We start from the raw sequence: 16,167 nt of genomic DNA, 5'->3' as shown, positions 1-16,167 counted from the left end.
TCAACGCGCCACTCCTGTTGCTATAATCTCGGGCTTTGCTGCAGATAGCGAACGACACGAAGCCCCAAACCTCGGCAACAAGGTTTTCGACTTCGGCCAGAACGACCTGCAGCCGGTTGCCCAGCGGCTTTGCCCCGCGGTCACCGATGCCATCGAATGGCTCGGCGACCAAGGATTGAAGGCCCGGATGACCGGCTCCGGAAGTTCAGTGTTTGCAAAGATGCCGCAAGGGCCGCACGAAGCGGAACTGGTCGAAGCCCCCGCGGGCTGGCAGGTTCGTCAGTGCAACAATCTGGCTGTTCATCCTCTGGTAGGTTGGGCAGCCTGAAAATAGTCGGAACGTTTTTACGGTCCGACGCGACATATATCGGTTGATGGTGCAAACCATCGACCCGTGTAGGGGAGTCGCCAAGCTGGTTAAGGCACTGGATTTTGATTCCAGCATGCAAAGGTTCGAATCCTTTCTCCCCTGCCAAATCTCTAAACTGCGGCCCACCGGCCGCAGTGTTTCTTCTGCAGCCCACCCGCTGCAATAATCGGTAGCCCACGGGCCGCCACGACCCAAAACCTTTGGCGGCTTCCTAAAAGCCAATTCGCACTGCCGGGACGCGCTCATGCAGGCTAATCACCCTGACTTCATGGTTTTCACCGGCAACGCCAATCCTGGCCTCGCCGCAGAAATCGCGCACAACCTCGGCACCTCGCTGGGCGCCGCACGCGTCGGTCGCTTCTCCGATGGTGAAGTCACCGTCGAGATCAACCAGAACGTCCGCGCACGCGACGTGTTCGTGGTGCAGTCGACCTGCGCACCGACCAACGAAAACCTGATGGAACTGCTGATCATGGTCGACGCGCTCAAGCGCGCTTCGGCCGAGCGGATCAGCGCCGTGATTCCCTATTTCGGCTACGCCCGCCAGGACCGCCGCCCGCGTTCGAGCCGCGTGCCGATCTCGGCCAAGGTGGTGGCCAACCTGCTGGAAACCGTCGGCGTCGAGCGCGTGCTCACGATGGACCTGCACGCCGACCAGATCCAGGGCTTCTTCGACATTCCGGTCGACAACATCTACGCGTCGCCGGTGCTGCTGGGCGACCTGCGGGCCAAGAACTACGAAGACCTGATCGTGGTTTCGCCCGACGTCGGCGGCGTGGTCCGTGCCCGTGCGCTGGCCAAGCAACTGAACTGCGACCTCGCCATCATCGACAAGCGCCGCCCGAAGGCCAACGTCAGCGAAGTCATGAACGTGATCGGCGAGATCGACGGCCGCAACTGCGTGATCATGGACGACATGATCGACACCGCCGGCACGCTGGTCAAAGCGGCCGAGGTGCTGAAGGAGCGCGGCGCGAAGAGCGTCTACGCCTATTGCACGCACCCGATCTTCTCGGGCCCGGCTATCGAGCGCATCACCCACTCCGCGCTCGACGAAGTGGTCGTGACCAACACCATTCCCCTTTCCGACGGCGCCCTGGCGTGCGGAAAGATCCGCCAGCTCTCCGTGGCACCGCTGATCGCCGAGACGATCCAGCGCATTGCCAAGGGCGAGTCGGTGATGAGTTTGTTCTCGGACCAGGACAACCTGTTCTGACCTGAGAGCCAAAGAGCGGGCTTCTTTCCAGAAGCCTTTTTGAACCGGAGTCGCACTGGTCGCGGTGGACTCTCACAGGAGCTAGTTATGAAATTCGTCGCTTTTGAGCGCGCCAAGCAGGGCACGGGTGCGAGCCGCCGTCTCCGCATCTCGGGCAAGACGCCCGGTATCGTCTACGGTGGTGAAGGCCAGCCCCAGCTGATCGAAATCGATCACAACGCGCTGTGGCACGCCCTCAAGAAGGAAGCCTTCCACTCGTCGATCCTCGAAATGGAACTCGGCGGCGCCACCAGCAAAGTGCTGCTGCGCGACGTGCAGTACCACCCGTTCCGCCAGCTGGTGCAACACATCGACTTCCAGCGCGTCGATGCCAAGACCCGCCTGCACATGAAGGTGCCGCTCCACTTCAAGGGTGAAGAAGAGTCCGAAGCCGTCAAGACCGCTCACAACCTCGTGAACCACGTGATCACCGAGCTCGAGATCAGCTGCCTGCCGACCGACCTGCCCGAGTTCATCGAAGTGGACCTCTCCGGTCTCACGAAGAACGCCACGCTGCACGTCAACGACATCAAGCTGCCCAAGGGCGTGAAGTTCGTGAGCCACGGCAAGAGCAACCCGGTCATCGTCTCGGCCGTGCCGCCGCTGGTCGCCGAAGAGCCGGCCGCCGCCGCTGAAGGCGCCGCTGCAGCCGAAGGCGCCGCACCGGCTGCCAACGGCAAGCCTGCCGCCAAGACGGCCAAGCCCGCCGCGAAGAAGTAATTCTTCCGCCCCCTGCAAAAAGGCCCGCCGCGTGCGGGCCTTTTGCTTTGGGGGCGGCGAGATAATTCCCGCCATGATCAAGTTGTTCGTCGGCCTCGGAAACCCGGGCCCTGAGTACGAAGCCACGCGCCACAACGCGGGCTTCTGGTGGATCGACGCCCTGGCGCGCGACTGGAAACTCAACCTCGCGCCCGAGCGCAGCTACCACGGCCTCGCGGCACGCACGAGCATCGGCGGCCAGAGCGTCTGGCTGCTGGAGCCGCAGACCTTCATGAACCTGTCGGGCAAGTCGGTGGCCGCGCTCGCGCGCTTCTTCAAGATCGCGCCCGAGGAAATCCTCGTGGTGCACGACGAACTCGACGTGGTGCCCGGCCAGGCCAAGCTCAAGTTCGGCGGCAGCCATGCCGGCCACAACGGCCTGCGCGACATCCACGCGCAGCTCGGCACCGGCGACTACTGGCGGCTGCGCCTGGGCATCGGGCATCCCGGCGTGAAGTCGGAGGTGATCAACTGGGTGCTCAAGAAGCCGCTGAAGGAACAACGCGAAGCGATCGAGGACGCCATCGCCCGCACGCTGCATGCCATGCCCGCGCTCGTGGCCGGCGAGATGGAGAAAGCGACCTTGGTCATTCACACGAGCAAACCGCCCCGGCCCAAACCGCCGCGGCGGGAGCCCGGCGATGGGGGCACGCCTGCCGCCACCTAGCCGGCCACAGGAGCGCAGGAGGGAGAGAAATAAAAAATGAAGAGCAGAAGAAGAGAAACGAGGGCTGGAAAGATCGGGATCGCTATATTTTTAATAGCATCCTGTGCCTGGTCGGCTGGGGCTCTGGCCCAGGCAGGCGCGAAAACCTGGCGCTGCGGAAGCAGCTACGGCGACCAGCCCTGCGAAGGTGGAAGGGCCCTGAAGGTCGACGACACGCGCAGCGAGGCGGATCGCCGGGCGGCGGAGGCTTCCACGGTCAGAGCGGAAAAACGCGCCGACCAGCTGGAGCGCATCCGCCTGTCGCAGGAAAAGGAAGCCCTCGAGCGTGACCGTCGTGCGGCACAGGACGCCCGGCGAGCCACCCTCGACGACCGGCGGCTCGCATCCTCCGAGCAGCTGACGCGAGCCCGTGTCCGGAAGATGGACACCGAGCCGCACAAGTCCAGCGCACGCTTCCACGGCGCGTCGGATGCCAAGGGAGCATCCTCGTCCGGCAGCGGCGACAGGAAGAAGAAGCGGAAGTCGTCCGGCTCAGACGCCGGCTGAAGGCGGCGCTTCAGGTTGCGGCGGCACCGCCGCGGCAGCCTTGGCGGCCGTGAGACGCTCGAACTTCTGCATCAGCGTCTCGCGGCTTTCCACGTGCGCCGGATGGATGGGAATGCACGCCACGGGGCAGATCTGCACGCACTGCGGTTCGTCGAAGTGGCCGACGCACTCGGTGCACTTGTGCGGATCGATCTCGTAGTACTCCGCGCCCATGTAGATCGCATCGTTCGGGCACTCGGGCTCGCAGACATCGCAATTGATGCATTCGTCGGTGATCATGAGGGCCATCCCCCGATTATCGGTGGACCGGGCGAACGAGCCACCAGCGAATGCCAAAGGCCACATTCGCGGCACACTTGTTGCAGTAGTCAGTTATGCTGCGCCCCGACCCATGAGTCTGTTTCTATTCAAGCGCCTCGCCACGCTGATCGGTACGTTGATCGGTGCCTCTGTCATCGTTTTCCTCGTTCTCGAGATCCTGCCCGGCAACGCCGCACAGATGCTCATGGGCCCCGATGCCTCGCCCGACGCAGTGGCCGCACTCGCTACCAAGCTCGGCCTCGACCAGCCGGCCTGGACGCGCTACTGGCACTGGATCGGCGGCCTGCTCACCGGCAACCTCGGCGACAGCTACGCCTACAGCTCGCCGGTGCTCGACCTCATCCTCGAGCGCCTCGCGCTCACCGTGCCGCTCGCGCTGCTGGCGATGGCCTTCACCACCGTGCTCGCGCTGCTGGTGGGCGTGACCGCCGCCGCGCGCCACAACAAGCTCGGCGACGTCGGCCTGATGGGGCTCACGCAGGTGGGCATCGCCATTCCCAATTTCTGGTTCGCGATCCTGCTGATCCTGGTGTTCTCGGTCCAGTTGCAGTGGTTCTCGGCCGGTGGCTTCGAGGGCTGGGGCGAAGGCGTCTTCGCGGGCCTCAAGTCGCTGCTGCTGCCGGCGCTGTCGCTGGCGGTGGTGCAGGCGGCGATCCTCGCGCGCATCACGCGTTCGGCGGTGCTCGAGGTGATGCGCGAAGACTTCGTGCGCACCGCGCGCGCCAAGGGCGTGTCGCAGCGCGCCGTGCTCTGGACCCACGTGCTGCGCAACGCCATGATCCCGGTCATCACGGTCATGGGCATGCAGTTTTCCGAGCTGCTGGCCGGCACCATCGTGGTGGAGAACGTGTTCTACCTGCCCGGTCTCGGCCGGCTGATCTTCCAGGCCATCAGCAACCGCGACCTGATCGTGGTGCGCAACTGCGTGATGCTGCTCGCCGCGCTCGTGGTCATCGTGAACTTCGTGGTCGACGTGCTGTAYGCCGTGATCGACCCGCGCATCAAGGCCAGCGACATATGAGCACCCTYGCCGTTCCCAGCGCCGCCGCGCTCAAGGTGCCGGGCTTCTGGCGCCGTGCGCTGCAGCACCGCAGCTTCGTGCTGGGTGGCGTACTGACGCTGCTTCTGCTGCTCGCAGCGGGCATCTCGCTGGTCTGGACGCCGTGGTCGCCCTACGAGATGGACATGGCCAACAAGCTGAAGCCCCCGACGGGCTCGCACTGGCTGGGCACCGACACCTATGGCCGCGACGTGGCCTCGCTGCTGCTGGTGGGGGCGCGTGCTTCCATCCTCGTGGGCGTGATCGCGGTGGGCATCGGCCTCGTGGCCGGCACGGCGCTCGGCTTGCTGGCAGCGGCACGGCGCGGCTGGGTCGAAGAAGCCATCATGCGTTTCGCCGACTTCTCGCTCGCCTTCCCCGCGATCCTCTCGGCCATCATGATGACCGCGGTGTTCGGCGCCGGCATCGTCAACGCCATCGTCGCGATCGGCATCTACAACATCCCYACCTTCGCACGCATCACGCGSGCYTCGGCCAAYGCGATCTGGTCGCGCGAGTACATCGCCGCCGCGCGCGCCTGCGGCAAGGGGCCGTTCKCCATCACGATGCAGCACGTGCTGCCGAACATCTCGGCCGTGCTGATCGTGCAGATCACGATCCGCTTCGCCATCGCCATCCTCGCTGAGGCCGCTCTCTCCTACCTCGGCCTGGGCACGCAGCCGCCACAGCCTTCGTGGGGCCGCATGCTCAGCGAGGCGCAGACGATGATGTTCCAGTCGCCGCTCCTCGCGGTGTTCCCCGGCATGGCCATCGCGATGGCGGTGCTGGGCCTGAACCTGCTCGGCGACGGCTTGCGCGACCTGCTCGACCCCCGCCTCGCGCGCGCCCGGTAAGCGAAGCGATATGCCTCTTCTCCAAGTCAAGGACCTGCACATCGAACTGCAGACGCAGCGCGGCCCCGCCGAGGCCGTGCGCGGCATTTCCTTCTCGCTCGAGCGCGGCGAAACGCTGGGCATCGTGGGCGAATCGGGCTGCGGCAAGTCGATCACCGTGATGTCGCTGATGGGCCTGCTGCCCTCGACCGCCAAGGTCACGGGCAGCATCCGCTTCGACGACGCCGAGCTCGTCGGGCGCGACGAAAAATCCATGTGCCAGATCCGCGGCAACCGCATCGGCATGATCTTCCAGGAGCCGATGACGGCGCTGAACCCGGTGCACACCATCGCACGCCAGGTCGGCGAGCCGCTGCGGCTGCATCGCGGGCTCTCGGGCGCCGAGGCGCGCAAGGAAGTGCTGGCGCTGCTCGACCGCGTGGGCATTCCCGATGCGGCGTCGCGGCTCGATGCCTACCCGCACCAGTTCTCGGGCGGGCAGCGGCAACGCATCGGCATCGCGATGGCGCTGGCCTGCGGCCCCGACCTGCTGATCGCCGACGAGCCCACCACTGCGCTCGACGTGACCATCCAGAAGCAGATCCTCGAACTCATCCAGGGCCTGGTGGCCGAGCGCGGGATGGCGCTGATCCTGATCTCGCACGACCTCGGCGTGATCGTGCAGACCGTCTCCAAGATGCTCGTGATGTACGGCGGCAGCGTGGTCGAGAGCGGGCCGACCGAAGCCGTGTTCGCGCGGCGCGCCCACCCCTACACCCAGGGCCTGTTCGCCGCCCGCCCTGCGCTCGGTGCGCCACGCGGCATGCGCCTGGCCACCATCCGGGGCAGCGTGCCGGAACTGGTCGACCTGCCCAAAGGCTGCCCCTTCGCGGGGCGCTGCAGCTACACGATCGACGCCTGCCACACCACGCGGCCGCCGCCCACGATGCTGCCGCAGGATCACGCGGTGCGCTGCATCCGGCTGGAAGACATCGCGGCCAAGGTCGCCGTCGCATCATGAGTGAGCCCACCATCGCCCCGCCACTGCTGGAAGTCACGGACCTCGTGCGCCACTACGACCTGCCGCGCGAGAAGCTCTTCGGCCCGCCGCCGACCGTCAAGGCGCTCAACGGCGTGAGCTTCAGGGTCGAAGCCGGCCGCAGCCTCGGCATCGTCGGCGAATCGGGCTCGGGCAAGTCGACCATCGCGCGCCTCGTGATGGCGCTCGATACGCCCACCTCGGGCAGCGTGAAACTGCTCGGCCGCGACCTGCACACGCTGCCCAAGGCAGCGCTGCGCACGGCGCGGCGCGATTTCCAGATGGTGTTCCAGGACCCCTACGGTTCGCTCGATCCGCGCCAGACCGTGGCACGCATCGTCGCCGAGCCGCTGGAGGCGCTGGCCGAGGCCTCGCGCAAGGAGCAGCGCGAGCGCGCCGCCGAGTCGCTCGCAGCCGTCGGCCTGCGCACCACCGACATGGACAAGTACCCGCACGAGTTCTCGGGCGGCCAGCGCCAGCGCATCGCGATTGCACGCGCACTGATTACGCGGCCCAAGCTCATCGTCGCCGACGAACCCGTCAGCGCGCTCGACGTGTCCGTGCAGGCCCAGGTGCTCAACCTCATGCAGGACCTGCAGCAGCAGTTCGGCGTCAGCTACCTGCTGATCAGCCACGACCTCGCGGTGGTCAACCACCTCTGCGACGACGTCTGCGTGGTGTGGAAGGGCCAGATCGTCGAACAGGGCCCGCCCGCCAACCTATTCCGCCACGCGCAGCACCCCTACACGCGCACGCTGCTCGATGCAGTGCCGCGCACACCCACCGGCGGCACGCTGCTGGCGGCCTGACATCGAAGTGTCGCCCACCGTTCGTAGGATGAGTGGGTCATAAGCATCTGGTTGCGCCGAGGCACCCGTCTCGCGGATGATGCCTGCCCCGTTCCCGAGGACACCGCTTCATGCTCCAACGACGCACCCTGCTCGCCACCGGCGCCGCAGCCCTGGCACCGCTCGCACTGCCGATCAACGCATTCGCGCAAAGAAAAAAAGACGCGCTGGTGCTGGCACTCACGCTGGAACCCACCGGCCTCGACCCGACCGCCAAGGCTGGCGCCGAAATCTCCGAGGTGGTGCTCTACAACGTCTTCGAGACCCTCACCAAGATCAATTCCGATGGCAGCGTGACGCCGATGCTCGCCGAGAGCTGGGAGATCTCGCCCGATCTCAAGACCTGCACCTTCAAGCTCAAGCGCGGCGTGAAGTTCCAGAACGGCGAGCCCTTCGATGCGCAGACCGTCAAGTTCTCGTTCGACCGCGCGGCTGCGGCCAACAGCACCAACAAGGACAAGCGCACCTTCGCCAACATCGCCACGCAGGTGGTCGACGAACACACGGTGGTGCTGATCACCAGGGACATCGAGCCCGACCTGCTGTTCCTGCTCGGCCAGGCCTCGGCCGTCCTGGTCGAACCCAAGACGGTGGAGACCAATGCCACCAGGCCGGTCGGCACCGGCCCCTACCGGCTCGAGAGCTGGGCCAAGGGCTCGGGCATCGTGCTCGCCAAGTGGGACGGCTGGCGCCATGCCGACGCCGTGCAGATCCGCAAGGCCAGCTTTCGCTTCATCTCGGAGCCGGCCGCGCAGACCACCGCGCTGCTCTCGGGCGACATCGACCTGTTCCCGCATGCCTCGGTCTCGCGCAGCCTGCCGCAGTTCCAGAACGACAAGCGCTTCCAGGTGGTGTTCAACGCCTCGCGCGGCAAGACCATCCTCGCGATCAACAACAGGCGCAAGCCACTCGACGACGTGCGCGTGCGCCGCGCCATCGCCGCTGCCATCGACCGCAAGGCGGTGATCGAAGCAGCGGTGGACGGCCGCGGCGTGCCCATCGGCAGCCACTTCGTGCCGGGCGCGCCAGGCTACATCGACACCACCGGCATCAACGCCTACAACGTCGAGAAGGCGAAACAGCTGCTGGCCGAGGCCGGCGTGAAGACGCCGCTCGAACTCGATTTCGTGCTGCCGCCTCCGCCCTACGCGCGGCAAGGCGGCGAGCTCATCGCCGCGCAGCTCGCCAAAGTGGGCATCGTCGCCAAGATCCAGAACGTCGAATGGGCGCAATGGATGAGCGGCACCTACGGCAACAAGAACTACGACCTTTCGCTGATCCTGCACGTCGAGCCTTTCGACCTCGTGAACTACACCAAGCCCGAGTACTACTGGGGCTACCAGTCGGCCAGGTTCAACGAAGCCTTCGACAAGGCGCGCAACAGCCCGCGCGCGGCCGACCGCCTGCGCTACCTGGGCGATGCGCAGCGCATCCTCGCCGAGGACGCGGCCAACGCCTTCCTGTTCCAGCCGCAGTTCATCACGGTGGCGGCGCGCAACCTGCGCGGTCTCTGGAAGGACACGCCGATCTTCGTGAACGACATCGCGGCCCTGTACTGGGCCTAGTGGCGGGGCCCGGCGCAGGCCGCGGCATCCGGGAACGTCCCAAGGAAAAACCGCCTTGCCGGGCAGGCGCCGGACTGCCCGCTGCGAGAGAATGATCCGCTGCGCACGTGGCATCTTTCGTGCTGCGTGTCTTGTCTTTCGCGGCGCTGCGCCTCCCTTCGGGGCACGGTGGGCGCCGAGCAGTCATTCGACCCCTGGCCGTTTTCCGGAGATCACCAAGTATGTTGAACCGTCGCACCCTCCTCACCACCGCCGGCGCCACCGTCGCGCTGGCCACCCCGCTGGCCGGCATGGCCCAAGGGCGGAAGGACGCCATCGTGATCGGCATGGCCCTCGAGCCGCCGGGCCTGGACCCGACCACCGGCGCGGCGGCCGCGATTGCCGAGGTCGTGCAATACAACATCCTCGAAACGCTCACCAAGATCAACGCCGACGGCAGCGTCACGCCGCTCCTGGCCGAGAGCTGGGAAATCTCGCCCGACCTCAAGACCTACACCTTCAAGCTCAAGCGCGGCGTCAAGTACCAGAACGGCGAGCCCTTCAACGCGGCCACTGTCAAGTTCGCCTTCGACCGCGCCGGCAGCGAGAAGAGCACCAACAAGGACAAGCGCACCTTCGCGAACCTCGCCACCCAGGTGGTGGACGACTACACCGTCGTGGTCATCAACAAGGAGATCGACCCCGACCTGCCCTTCGTGCTGGGCCAGGCCACGGCCGTGATCGTCGAGCCCAAGAGCGTGGACACCAACGCGACCAAGCCGGTCGGCACCGGCCCCTACAAGCTCGACAGCTGGGCCAAGGGCTCGTCGCTCACCCTGAGCAAGTGGGAAGGCTTCCGCAGCCCCGCCACGGCCAAGATCAACAAGGTCACCTTCCGCTTCATCGCCGACACGGCTGCGCAGGCCGCCGCGCTGATGGCGGGCGACGTCGACGTGTTCACGCGCATCGGCACGCGCGTGGTGCCGCAGTTCAAGATGAACCCGCAGTTCCAGGTCATCCTGGCCGGTTCGCGCGCCAAGACCATCCTCTCGATCAACAACAGGAAGAAGCCGCTCGACGACGTGCGTGTGCGCCGCGCCATCCTCGCGGCCATCGACCGCAAGGCCGTGATCGAAGGCGCCGCCGACGGCCTCGGCGTGGCCATCGGCAGCCACTACGTGCCGGGCGCCGCGGGCTTCGTCGACACCACCGGCATCAACCCCTTCGACATCGAGAAGGCCAAGAAGCTGCTCGCCGAAGCCGGCGTGAAGACGCCGCTCGAACTCACCATGACGCTGCCGCCGCCCCCCTATGCACGCCAGGGCGGCGAGGTGATCGTGGCCCAGCTCGCCAAGATCGGCATCACCGTGAAGGTACAGAACGTCGAGTGGGCGCAGTGGCTCAGCGGCACCTACGGCAACAAGGACTACGACCTGTCGATCGTTTCGCACGTCGAGCCCTTCGACCTCGGCAACTACGCCAAGTCCGACTACTACTGGGGCTACCAGTCGAAGGCCTTCAACACGCTGTTCGACAAGATCAAGACCACCAGCAACACCGCCGAACGCAACAAGCTGCTCGGCGACGCGCAGAAGATGCTGGCCACCGACGCGGCCAACGGCTTCCTCTACCAGCCGCAGTTCCCGACCATCGCGAAGAGGAACGTGAAGGGCCTCTGGAAGGAAAACCCGATCTTCGTGAACGACCTGTCCGCGCTGTCGTGGGGATGAGCGTCACCGTGTCCGATGCCCCTTTGTTGAGCGACCTGTCCGCCCAGGAACTCTCCGCCGCCTACCGCAACAGGCGCCTCTCGCCGGTCGAGGTCACGCGGGCCGTGATCGCGCAGATCGAACGCTGGGAGCCGCACCTGCAGGCCACCTGGCTGTTCCGGCCCGAAGCCGCGCTCGAACAGGCGCGCGCTTCGGAGGCACGCTGGCAGCGTGGCGATGCGCTCGGCCCACTCGACGGCGTGCCGACCACCGTCAAGGAAAACATCGCCACCCGCGGCGACCCGATGCCGTCCGGCACGGCCGCCGTCGACCTGAAGCCCGCGGCCGCCGATGCGCCGCCGGCCGCCCGCCTGAAGGAAGCCGGCGCTGTCATCGTGAGCAAGACCACCATGCCGGACTACGGCATGCTGTCCTCAGGGCTCTCGAGCTTTCACACGCTGGCGCGCAACCCCTGGGACCTGAGCCGGACACCGGGCGGCTCCAGCGCCGGCGCCGGTGCGGCCGCCGCTGCCGGCTATGGCCCGCTGCACCTGGGCACCGACATCGGCGGCTCGCTGCGCCTGCCCGCAAGCTGGTGCGGCATCTTCACGCTCAAGCCGAGCCTGGGCCGCATTCCGATCGATCCGCCGTACATGGGCCGCGCTGCGGGACCGATGACACGCACCGTCGGCGATGCCGCGCTGATGATGCAGGTGCTCTCGAAGCCCGATGCGCGGGACAGCATGAGCCTGCCGGCGCAGGACATCGACTGGGCCGGCTTCGACGTGTCGCCGGACCATCTGCGCGGGCTGCGCATCGGGCTGCTGCTCGATGCGGGCTGCGGCCTGGCGGTCGAGCCCGAGATCCAGTCGGCCGTCGAACACGCGGCGCGCCTGTTCGAAAAGGCCGGCGCGGTCGTCGAGACGATGCAGCCCTTCATGTCGCAAGCCATGCTCGACGGCATGGACCACCTGTGGCGCATGCGTTCGCTGGTGGACATGAAGGCCCTGCGCGCCGACCAGCGCGCCAAGGTGCTGCCCTACATCCGCGAGTGGGCCGAGAGCGCGGCCGAGTTCAGCGGCGAGCATGTGTTCCGCGGTTTCAGCCAGTTCCATGCGACGCGCGTGGCGGCGGTGCAGGCGTGCTCGCGGTTCGACTACGTGATCTCGCCGGTGTCGCCGAACATGCCTGCGGCTGCCGAGGCGCCTTCGCCGACCAACGATCCGCTGCGGCCGCTGGAGCACATCGGCTTCACGGTGCCGTTCAACATGTCAGAGCAGCCGGCGTCTTCGGTGAACTGCGGGTACTCGGCGGGCGGGTTGCCGATCGGGCTGCAGATTGCCGGGCACCGGTTCGACGATCTCGGCGTGTTGCGCGTGTCGCGTGCGTTCGAGCAGATTCGCGAGTTGCAGCGGCCCTGGCCTGTGGCGCCTGAACGCTAGAAACCTTGCTTTTCGATGCGGTGTACTTTGTTCGGGGCACKATCACGCCGACGGTGTGCTCTGCTCCGCGAATGTCCCCCGGCGCGGCCTAGGGCCGCATGCCTCCTCCTTTATTTCGCTGCGCAGAGCACACCATCGGCGTAAGCGCTCAGAGCCGTCGTTGATCGGCTCGCACAAGCGCTGCGCCTCTCGTGCACAGGGCATCGGGTGCTCCCCGCAGCGAAATAAAGGAGGAGCGAAGCGGGGGACATTCGCGGAGGGGAGCACCCGGTGTCCTGTGCACGCGCCCCGAACACACGCACCCCCAACACAAAGACCCGGGCGCAACTCAAGTCGCCGCGTAGCGCCCCGGCTTGTGGTTGATCCAGAGGAAGAGCCCCATCACCACCGCAGCCAGCACCGACCATCCCACGCGCTGCGGCGGAATCACGAACAGCGCGAGCAGCACCACCGTGCAGTCGATGCCGATCTGCACCTTGCCGGCCGGCCAGCCGCGCTTTTCCTGCAGGTACAGCGTCAGCACGGTCGCGCCCCCCAGGCTCGCGCGGTGGCGGGCGAGAAACAGGCAGCCGGTGCCCAGCAGCAGGCCACCGAGCACGGCCGCAAAAGCCGGGTGCAGGGAATCGATCGAGATGTAGCGCGGCGCCCAGTCGGTCATCACCGAAAGCAGTGCGATCGCCGAGAAGGTCTTGATCGTGAAAGCCCGGCCCATGTGGCGCCATGCGAACCAGTAGAACGGTAGGTTCACCAGGAAGAACAGCTTTCCGAAGCTCACGCCGGTGGCGTAGTGCAGGAGGAACGCAACGCCGGCGGTGCCGCCCGTGAGCAGGCCCGCCTGGCCGAACAGCATCATGGCGATGGCGACGAACAGCGTGCCCGAAAAGATGGCCTGCGCGTCGTCGAAGCGCGAATGGCGCAGCAGATCCGGCGGGGTCGTGGGTTGGGGCGCGTTCATGGCTCGGTTGACGCAAATCCCGCGCCACCCTGGAGACTTCACACCAGATGCGTCGCCAGCATCTCCCGGGCACGGGTCACGAACCCCGTCTCTCCCCTGCGCCCGGGCAGGAACTGAAACGCAACCCGGGGTAGCGCCGGCAGCCCGTGCGGCGCCGCCACCCGGGCCACCCCGTCGCACGCCGCGGACTCGTTCAGGCAGGCGACCCCCAGCCCCGCAGCCAACGCCGACTGCAACCCCGCCACCCCCGAAGCCACATGCGCCAGCACATAGGGCACCCGCCGCCGCCGCAACAGCGCCACGGTGTACTGGTGCAGCGAGCAGGTGTCCGGCAAGGCCAGCAACCGCACCGGCTCGCCCCGCGCCAGCCGCATGCCGGTCGCGGCGAGCCACGCCAGCGATTCGCGCCGGATCACCGTGGCCTTCGCGCCCTGTCCGGACGAAGGCGACGCGCCCGCGATGTTCATCGCCAGCCCCACATCGAAATCCCCCTGCGCGTAGGCCGCCCGCAGCGCATCGCTCTTCAGGATGCTCACATTCAGCCGCACCTGCGGGTAGCTCTCGCCAAGGCGCCCCAGGAGCCGGGTGAGATCGCCGGGCCGGAAGTAGTCGGTCACGGCGAGCCGCAATTCGCCCTGCAGGGTCTCGCCATGCAGATCGCGAAACGCCTCGTCGCTGAGCGCAAGGATGCGGCGCGCATGCGCCAGCAGCCGCGTTCCTGCCTCGGTGGGAACGACGCCCGCCTTGCTGCGCGTCAGCAGCGACTGCCCCGCCCGCTCCTCGAGCTTGCGCATCTGCTCGCTGACCGAAGACTGCGAGAGAAACACCCGGGGCGCAGCGGCGGTCAGGCTGCCTGCATCGATCACCGCCGCCAGGGTGCGAAGCTGTTCGAGATCGAAGGCTTGCATGATTTCATCCATCCGATAAACCGATGGACCTCATCATATCTTCCCGCTTTTCCGATGGCCACCGAGTTCCCACAATAGCCCCATCGTCCACTCATCCACAAGGAGCCCTCCATGCCCCACATCGTCGTCCACCTCTCCGGCGAACCCGACGCCGCCCTCACCCGCAAGACCGTCGATACCGTCGCCGAGCTGACCCAGAGCGTGCTCGGCAAGCAGCTGCCGGTGATCGCCATCACCGTGCAGTACATCGCCGCCGATGCCTGGTTCATCGGCGGCCAGTCGCTGGCCTCGCTGGGCAGGTCGGCCTTCCACCTCGACATCAGCGTCACCGACGAGACCAACACCAAGGCCGAGAAGGCGCGCTACCTGCGCGAGGTGCACGCGGCCATGGCGAAGATCCGGCCCGACCTGCACGAGGTGTCCTACATCCACGTGATCGACGCGCGCGGCGCGGCCTACGGCTATGGCGGAAAGACCCAGGAGTACCGCCACCAGCAGGCCGGGGTTTGAAGCATCGCCGGGGGCGTGGCACCATGCCGCCATGCCCTCCGGAAATCCGCACGTCGCCGACAGCCTCGGCAATCCCCTCACCCTCGACGACGCCGCCAGCCTGCCGCGGGTCGACGACTTCGTCATGGGCTTCATCTCGACCGAGGCGCGTGCCGTCAACCTGCTGGCGCTGGCCGAAACCGACGCGAGCCCCATCGTGCAGGCGTACTGCGCCACGCTGCACCTGTTTGCCGAATCGCGGGAGGCTGCCGCCAACGCGCGGCCCTTTCTCGAAAAAGCCCGGGGCGGCGCAACACGTGCCACGCCCCGCGAGCAGCGCTACATCGCGGCCGTCGAGGCCTGGGCCGATGGCGACATCGCACGCGCCGTCGCGCTGCACGCGGAACAGGCGCGCGAACATCCGCGCGACCTCGTGTCGGTCAAGCTGGGCCAGTACCACTGCTTCAACACCGGCGACTGCCCGGGCATGCTGCGGCTCGCGCTCGCGGTGCTGCCCTCGGCGGCCGAGGTGCCGTACGTGCACGGCATGGCGGCCTTCGGCTACGAGCAGTGCCACCTGATGCGCGAGGCCGAGGCAAGCGCCCGCCGTGCGATCGCGATGTGCCGCAAGGAGCCCTGGGCACATCATGCGCTGGCGCACGTGATGCTCACCGAAGGCCGGCTCGCCGAGGGACTGGCGTTCATGGAAAGCGTGAGCGACACCTGGACCGGACTCAATTCCTTCATGGTCACGCACAACTGGTGGCATGTGGCGCTGTTCCTGATCGACCTGGGCCGCGATGCCGAGGCGCTGGCGGTGTACGACGCGCATGCCTGGGGCGTGGTCAAGGACTACTCGCAGGACCAGATCGGCGCGGTGTCGCTGCTCGCGCGGCTCGAGCTCGCGGGCATCGACGTGGGCACGCGCTGGGACGACGTGGCCGGCTACCTGCTGCAGCGGCAGGCCGACCATGTGCTGCCCTTCCTGGACCTGCAATACCTCTACGGACTCGCGCGCGCCGGTCGGCCCGAGGCCGATGTGCTGTTGCGCAACATCGAAGCCTTCGCGCCCGGTGCGCCGCCCTCGACCCGCGCCGCATGGCAGCGCGTCTGCGTGCCGGCCGCGCACGGGCTCGTGGCCCATGCGCGGGGTGACTTCGCGGCAGCCATCGAAGGCCTGGGCGTGGCCCTGCCGCGCCTGATCGAGATCGGCGGAAGCCATGCGCAACGCGATCTGTTCGAGCAGGTGTACCTCGATGCGCTCATGCGCACCGGCACGAAGAGCGCACTGGCGGCCGCGCAGGGCATCCTTCAGCAGCAGTGCAACGGCCAGCCCGAATCGCTGCGCCTGCGCCGGCAGACGGCCGCTGTCTACGCGCGGCTCGGGCTCGATCAGATCGCCTGAACGCGGGCGAGCAGCCATGCCTTCCCGTCATGGGGCGT

The 16,167-nt window shown here is 67.0% G+C and carries 16 protein-coding genes, 1 tRNA gene and 1 pseudogene; 15 read left to right on the top strand and 3 right to left on the bottom strand.

All coding sequences use genetic code 11. The features are described from left to right. The 6 genes and pseudogenes from ipk to AC1DXX_RS16115 form a co-directional block, all read left to right on the top strand. A pseudogene (ipk, locus tag AC1DXX_RS16140) lies at positions 1 to 328 on the top strand (4-(cytidine 5'-diphospho)-2-C-methyl-D-erythritol kinase); the annotation flags it as partial. 70 nt (positions 329 to 398) lie between these two features. Next, positions 399 to 475: transfer RNA gene (locus tag AC1DXX_RS16135), tRNA-Gln, on the top strand. A 139-nt stretch (positions 476 to 614) separates the two neighbouring features. Further along, positions 615 to 1,586, top strand: a complete 972-nt coding sequence (locus AC1DXX_RS16130) for a ribose-phosphate pyrophosphokinase (protein WP_478135207.1) — start codon at positions 615 to 617, stop codon at positions 1,584 to 1,586. An 87-nt stretch (positions 1,587 to 1,673) separates the two neighbouring features. After that, a complete protein-coding gene (locus AC1DXX_RS16125) occupies positions 1,674 to 2,345 on the top strand; it encodes a 50S ribosomal protein L25/general stress protein Ctc (protein WP_478135206.1) in 672 nt (223 codons plus the stop codon). A 73-nt stretch (positions 2,346 to 2,418) separates the two neighbouring features. After that, entirely contained in the window at positions 2,419 to 3,051 is a 633-nt protein-coding gene (gene pth, locus AC1DXX_RS16120; RefSeq protein ID WP_478135205.1) for an aminoacyl-tRNA hydrolase, read from the top strand. 36 nt (positions 3,052 to 3,087) lie between these two features. Next, on the top strand, positions 3,088 to 3,597 hold the full coding sequence (locus AC1DXX_RS16115; RefSeq protein WP_478135204.1) for a hypothetical protein: 510 nt from the start codon (positions 3,088 to 3,090) through the stop codon (positions 3,595 to 3,597). Here the strand turns inward: AC1DXX_RS16115 and AC1DXX_RS16110 are convergent. After that, entirely contained in the window at positions 3,583 to 3,885 is a 303-nt protein-coding gene (locus tag AC1DXX_RS16110; protein ID WP_478135203.1) for a YfhL family 4Fe-4S dicluster ferredoxin, read from the bottom strand. The two genes, AC1DXX_RS16115 and AC1DXX_RS16110, sit on opposite strands and share 15 nt — an antisense overlap. A gap of 103 nt (positions 3,886 to 3,988) precedes the next feature. Between AC1DXX_RS16110 and AC1DXX_RS16105 the strand changes: the two genes are divergently transcribed. From AC1DXX_RS16105 to AC1DXX_RS16075, 7 genes are all read left to right on the top strand, one after another. Beyond that, positions 3,989 to 4,939, top strand: coding sequence for an ABC transporter permease (locus tag AC1DXX_RS16105; protein WP_478135202.1), 951 nt, complete (start codon positions 3,989 to 3,991; stop codon positions 4,937 to 4,939). Next, entirely contained in the window at positions 4,936 to 5,811 is an 876-nt protein-coding gene (locus AC1DXX_RS16100) for an ABC transporter permease (protein ID WP_478135201.1), read from the top strand. The genes AC1DXX_RS16105 and AC1DXX_RS16100 overlap by 4 nt, the downstream gene beginning before the upstream one ends. A gap of 10 nt (positions 5,812 to 5,821) precedes the next feature. Continuing rightward, the gene (locus AC1DXX_RS16095; protein ID WP_478135200.1) at positions 5,822 to 6,811 is read left to right on the top strand and encodes an ABC transporter ATP-binding protein; all 990 of its coding nucleotides are present in this window, start codon (positions 5,822 to 5,824) and stop codon (positions 6,809 to 6,811) included. After that, on the top strand, positions 6,808 to 7,638 hold the full coding sequence (locus AC1DXX_RS16090; protein ID WP_478135199.1) for an ATP-binding cassette domain-containing protein: 831 nt from the start codon (positions 6,808 to 6,810) through the stop codon (positions 7,636 to 7,638). The genes AC1DXX_RS16095 and AC1DXX_RS16090 overlap by 4 nt, the downstream gene beginning before the upstream one ends. Before the next feature lie 110 nt (positions 7,639 to 7,748). Beyond that, on the top strand, positions 7,749 to 9,242 hold the full coding sequence (locus AC1DXX_RS16085; RefSeq protein WP_478135198.1) for an ABC transporter substrate-binding protein: 1,494 nt from the start codon (positions 7,749 to 7,751) through the stop codon (positions 9,240 to 9,242). Between the two features lie 221 nt (positions 9,243 to 9,463). Then, entirely contained in the window at positions 9,464 to 10,951 is a 1,488-nt protein-coding gene (locus AC1DXX_RS16080; protein ID WP_478135197.1) for an ABC transporter substrate-binding protein, read from the top strand. Positions 10,952 to 10,959: 8 nt separating this feature from the next. Continuing rightward, positions 10,960 to 12,372: an amidase gene (locus AC1DXX_RS16075; RefSeq protein ID WP_478135196.1), complete on the top strand. Its 1,413-nt coding sequence runs from the start codon at positions 10,960 to 10,962 to the stop codon at positions 12,370 to 12,372. A 328-nt stretch (positions 12,373 to 12,700) separates the two neighbouring features. Here the strand turns inward: AC1DXX_RS16075 and AC1DXX_RS16070 are convergent, their stop codons facing one another. Both AC1DXX_RS16070 and AC1DXX_RS16065 read right to left on the bottom strand, forming a co-directional pair. Continuing rightward, positions 12,701 to 13,327 (bottom strand): YitT family protein, encoded by a 627-nt coding sequence (locus AC1DXX_RS16070; RefSeq protein ID WP_478135195.1) that lies wholly within the window; start codon positions 13,325 to 13,327, stop codon positions 12,701 to 12,703. 38 nt (positions 13,328 to 13,365) lie between these two features. Next, on the bottom strand, positions 13,366 to 14,235 hold the full coding sequence (locus AC1DXX_RS16065) for a LysR family transcriptional regulator (protein WP_478135194.1): 870 nt from the start codon (positions 14,233 to 14,235) through the stop codon (positions 13,366 to 13,368). A gap of 111 nt (positions 14,236 to 14,346) precedes the next feature. On the opposite strand from AC1DXX_RS16065, the gene AC1DXX_RS16060 reads away from it, so the two are divergent. Together AC1DXX_RS16060 and AC1DXX_RS16055 are read left to right on the top strand one after the other, a co-directional pair. Next, positions 14,347 to 14,745 carry a tautomerase family protein gene (locus tag AC1DXX_RS16060; RefSeq protein WP_478135193.1) on the top strand — a complete coding sequence of 133 codons (399 nt, stop codon included), beginning with the start codon at positions 14,347 to 14,349 and terminating at the stop codon, positions 14,743 to 14,745. 31 nt (positions 14,746 to 14,776) lie between these two features. After that, positions 14,777 to 16,129, top strand: a complete 1,353-nt coding sequence (locus tag AC1DXX_RS16055) for a tetratricopeptide repeat protein (protein ID WP_478135192.1) — start codon at positions 14,777 to 14,779, stop codon at positions 16,127 to 16,129. The last annotated feature ends 38 nt before the right edge of the window (positions 16,130 to 16,167 follow it).

Source organism: Variovorax sp. P4_B10, assembly GCF_056402375.1.
The sequence above is the reverse complement of the archived record's forward strand: the minus strand, read 5'-3'. Positions and strand labels throughout refer to the sequence as shown.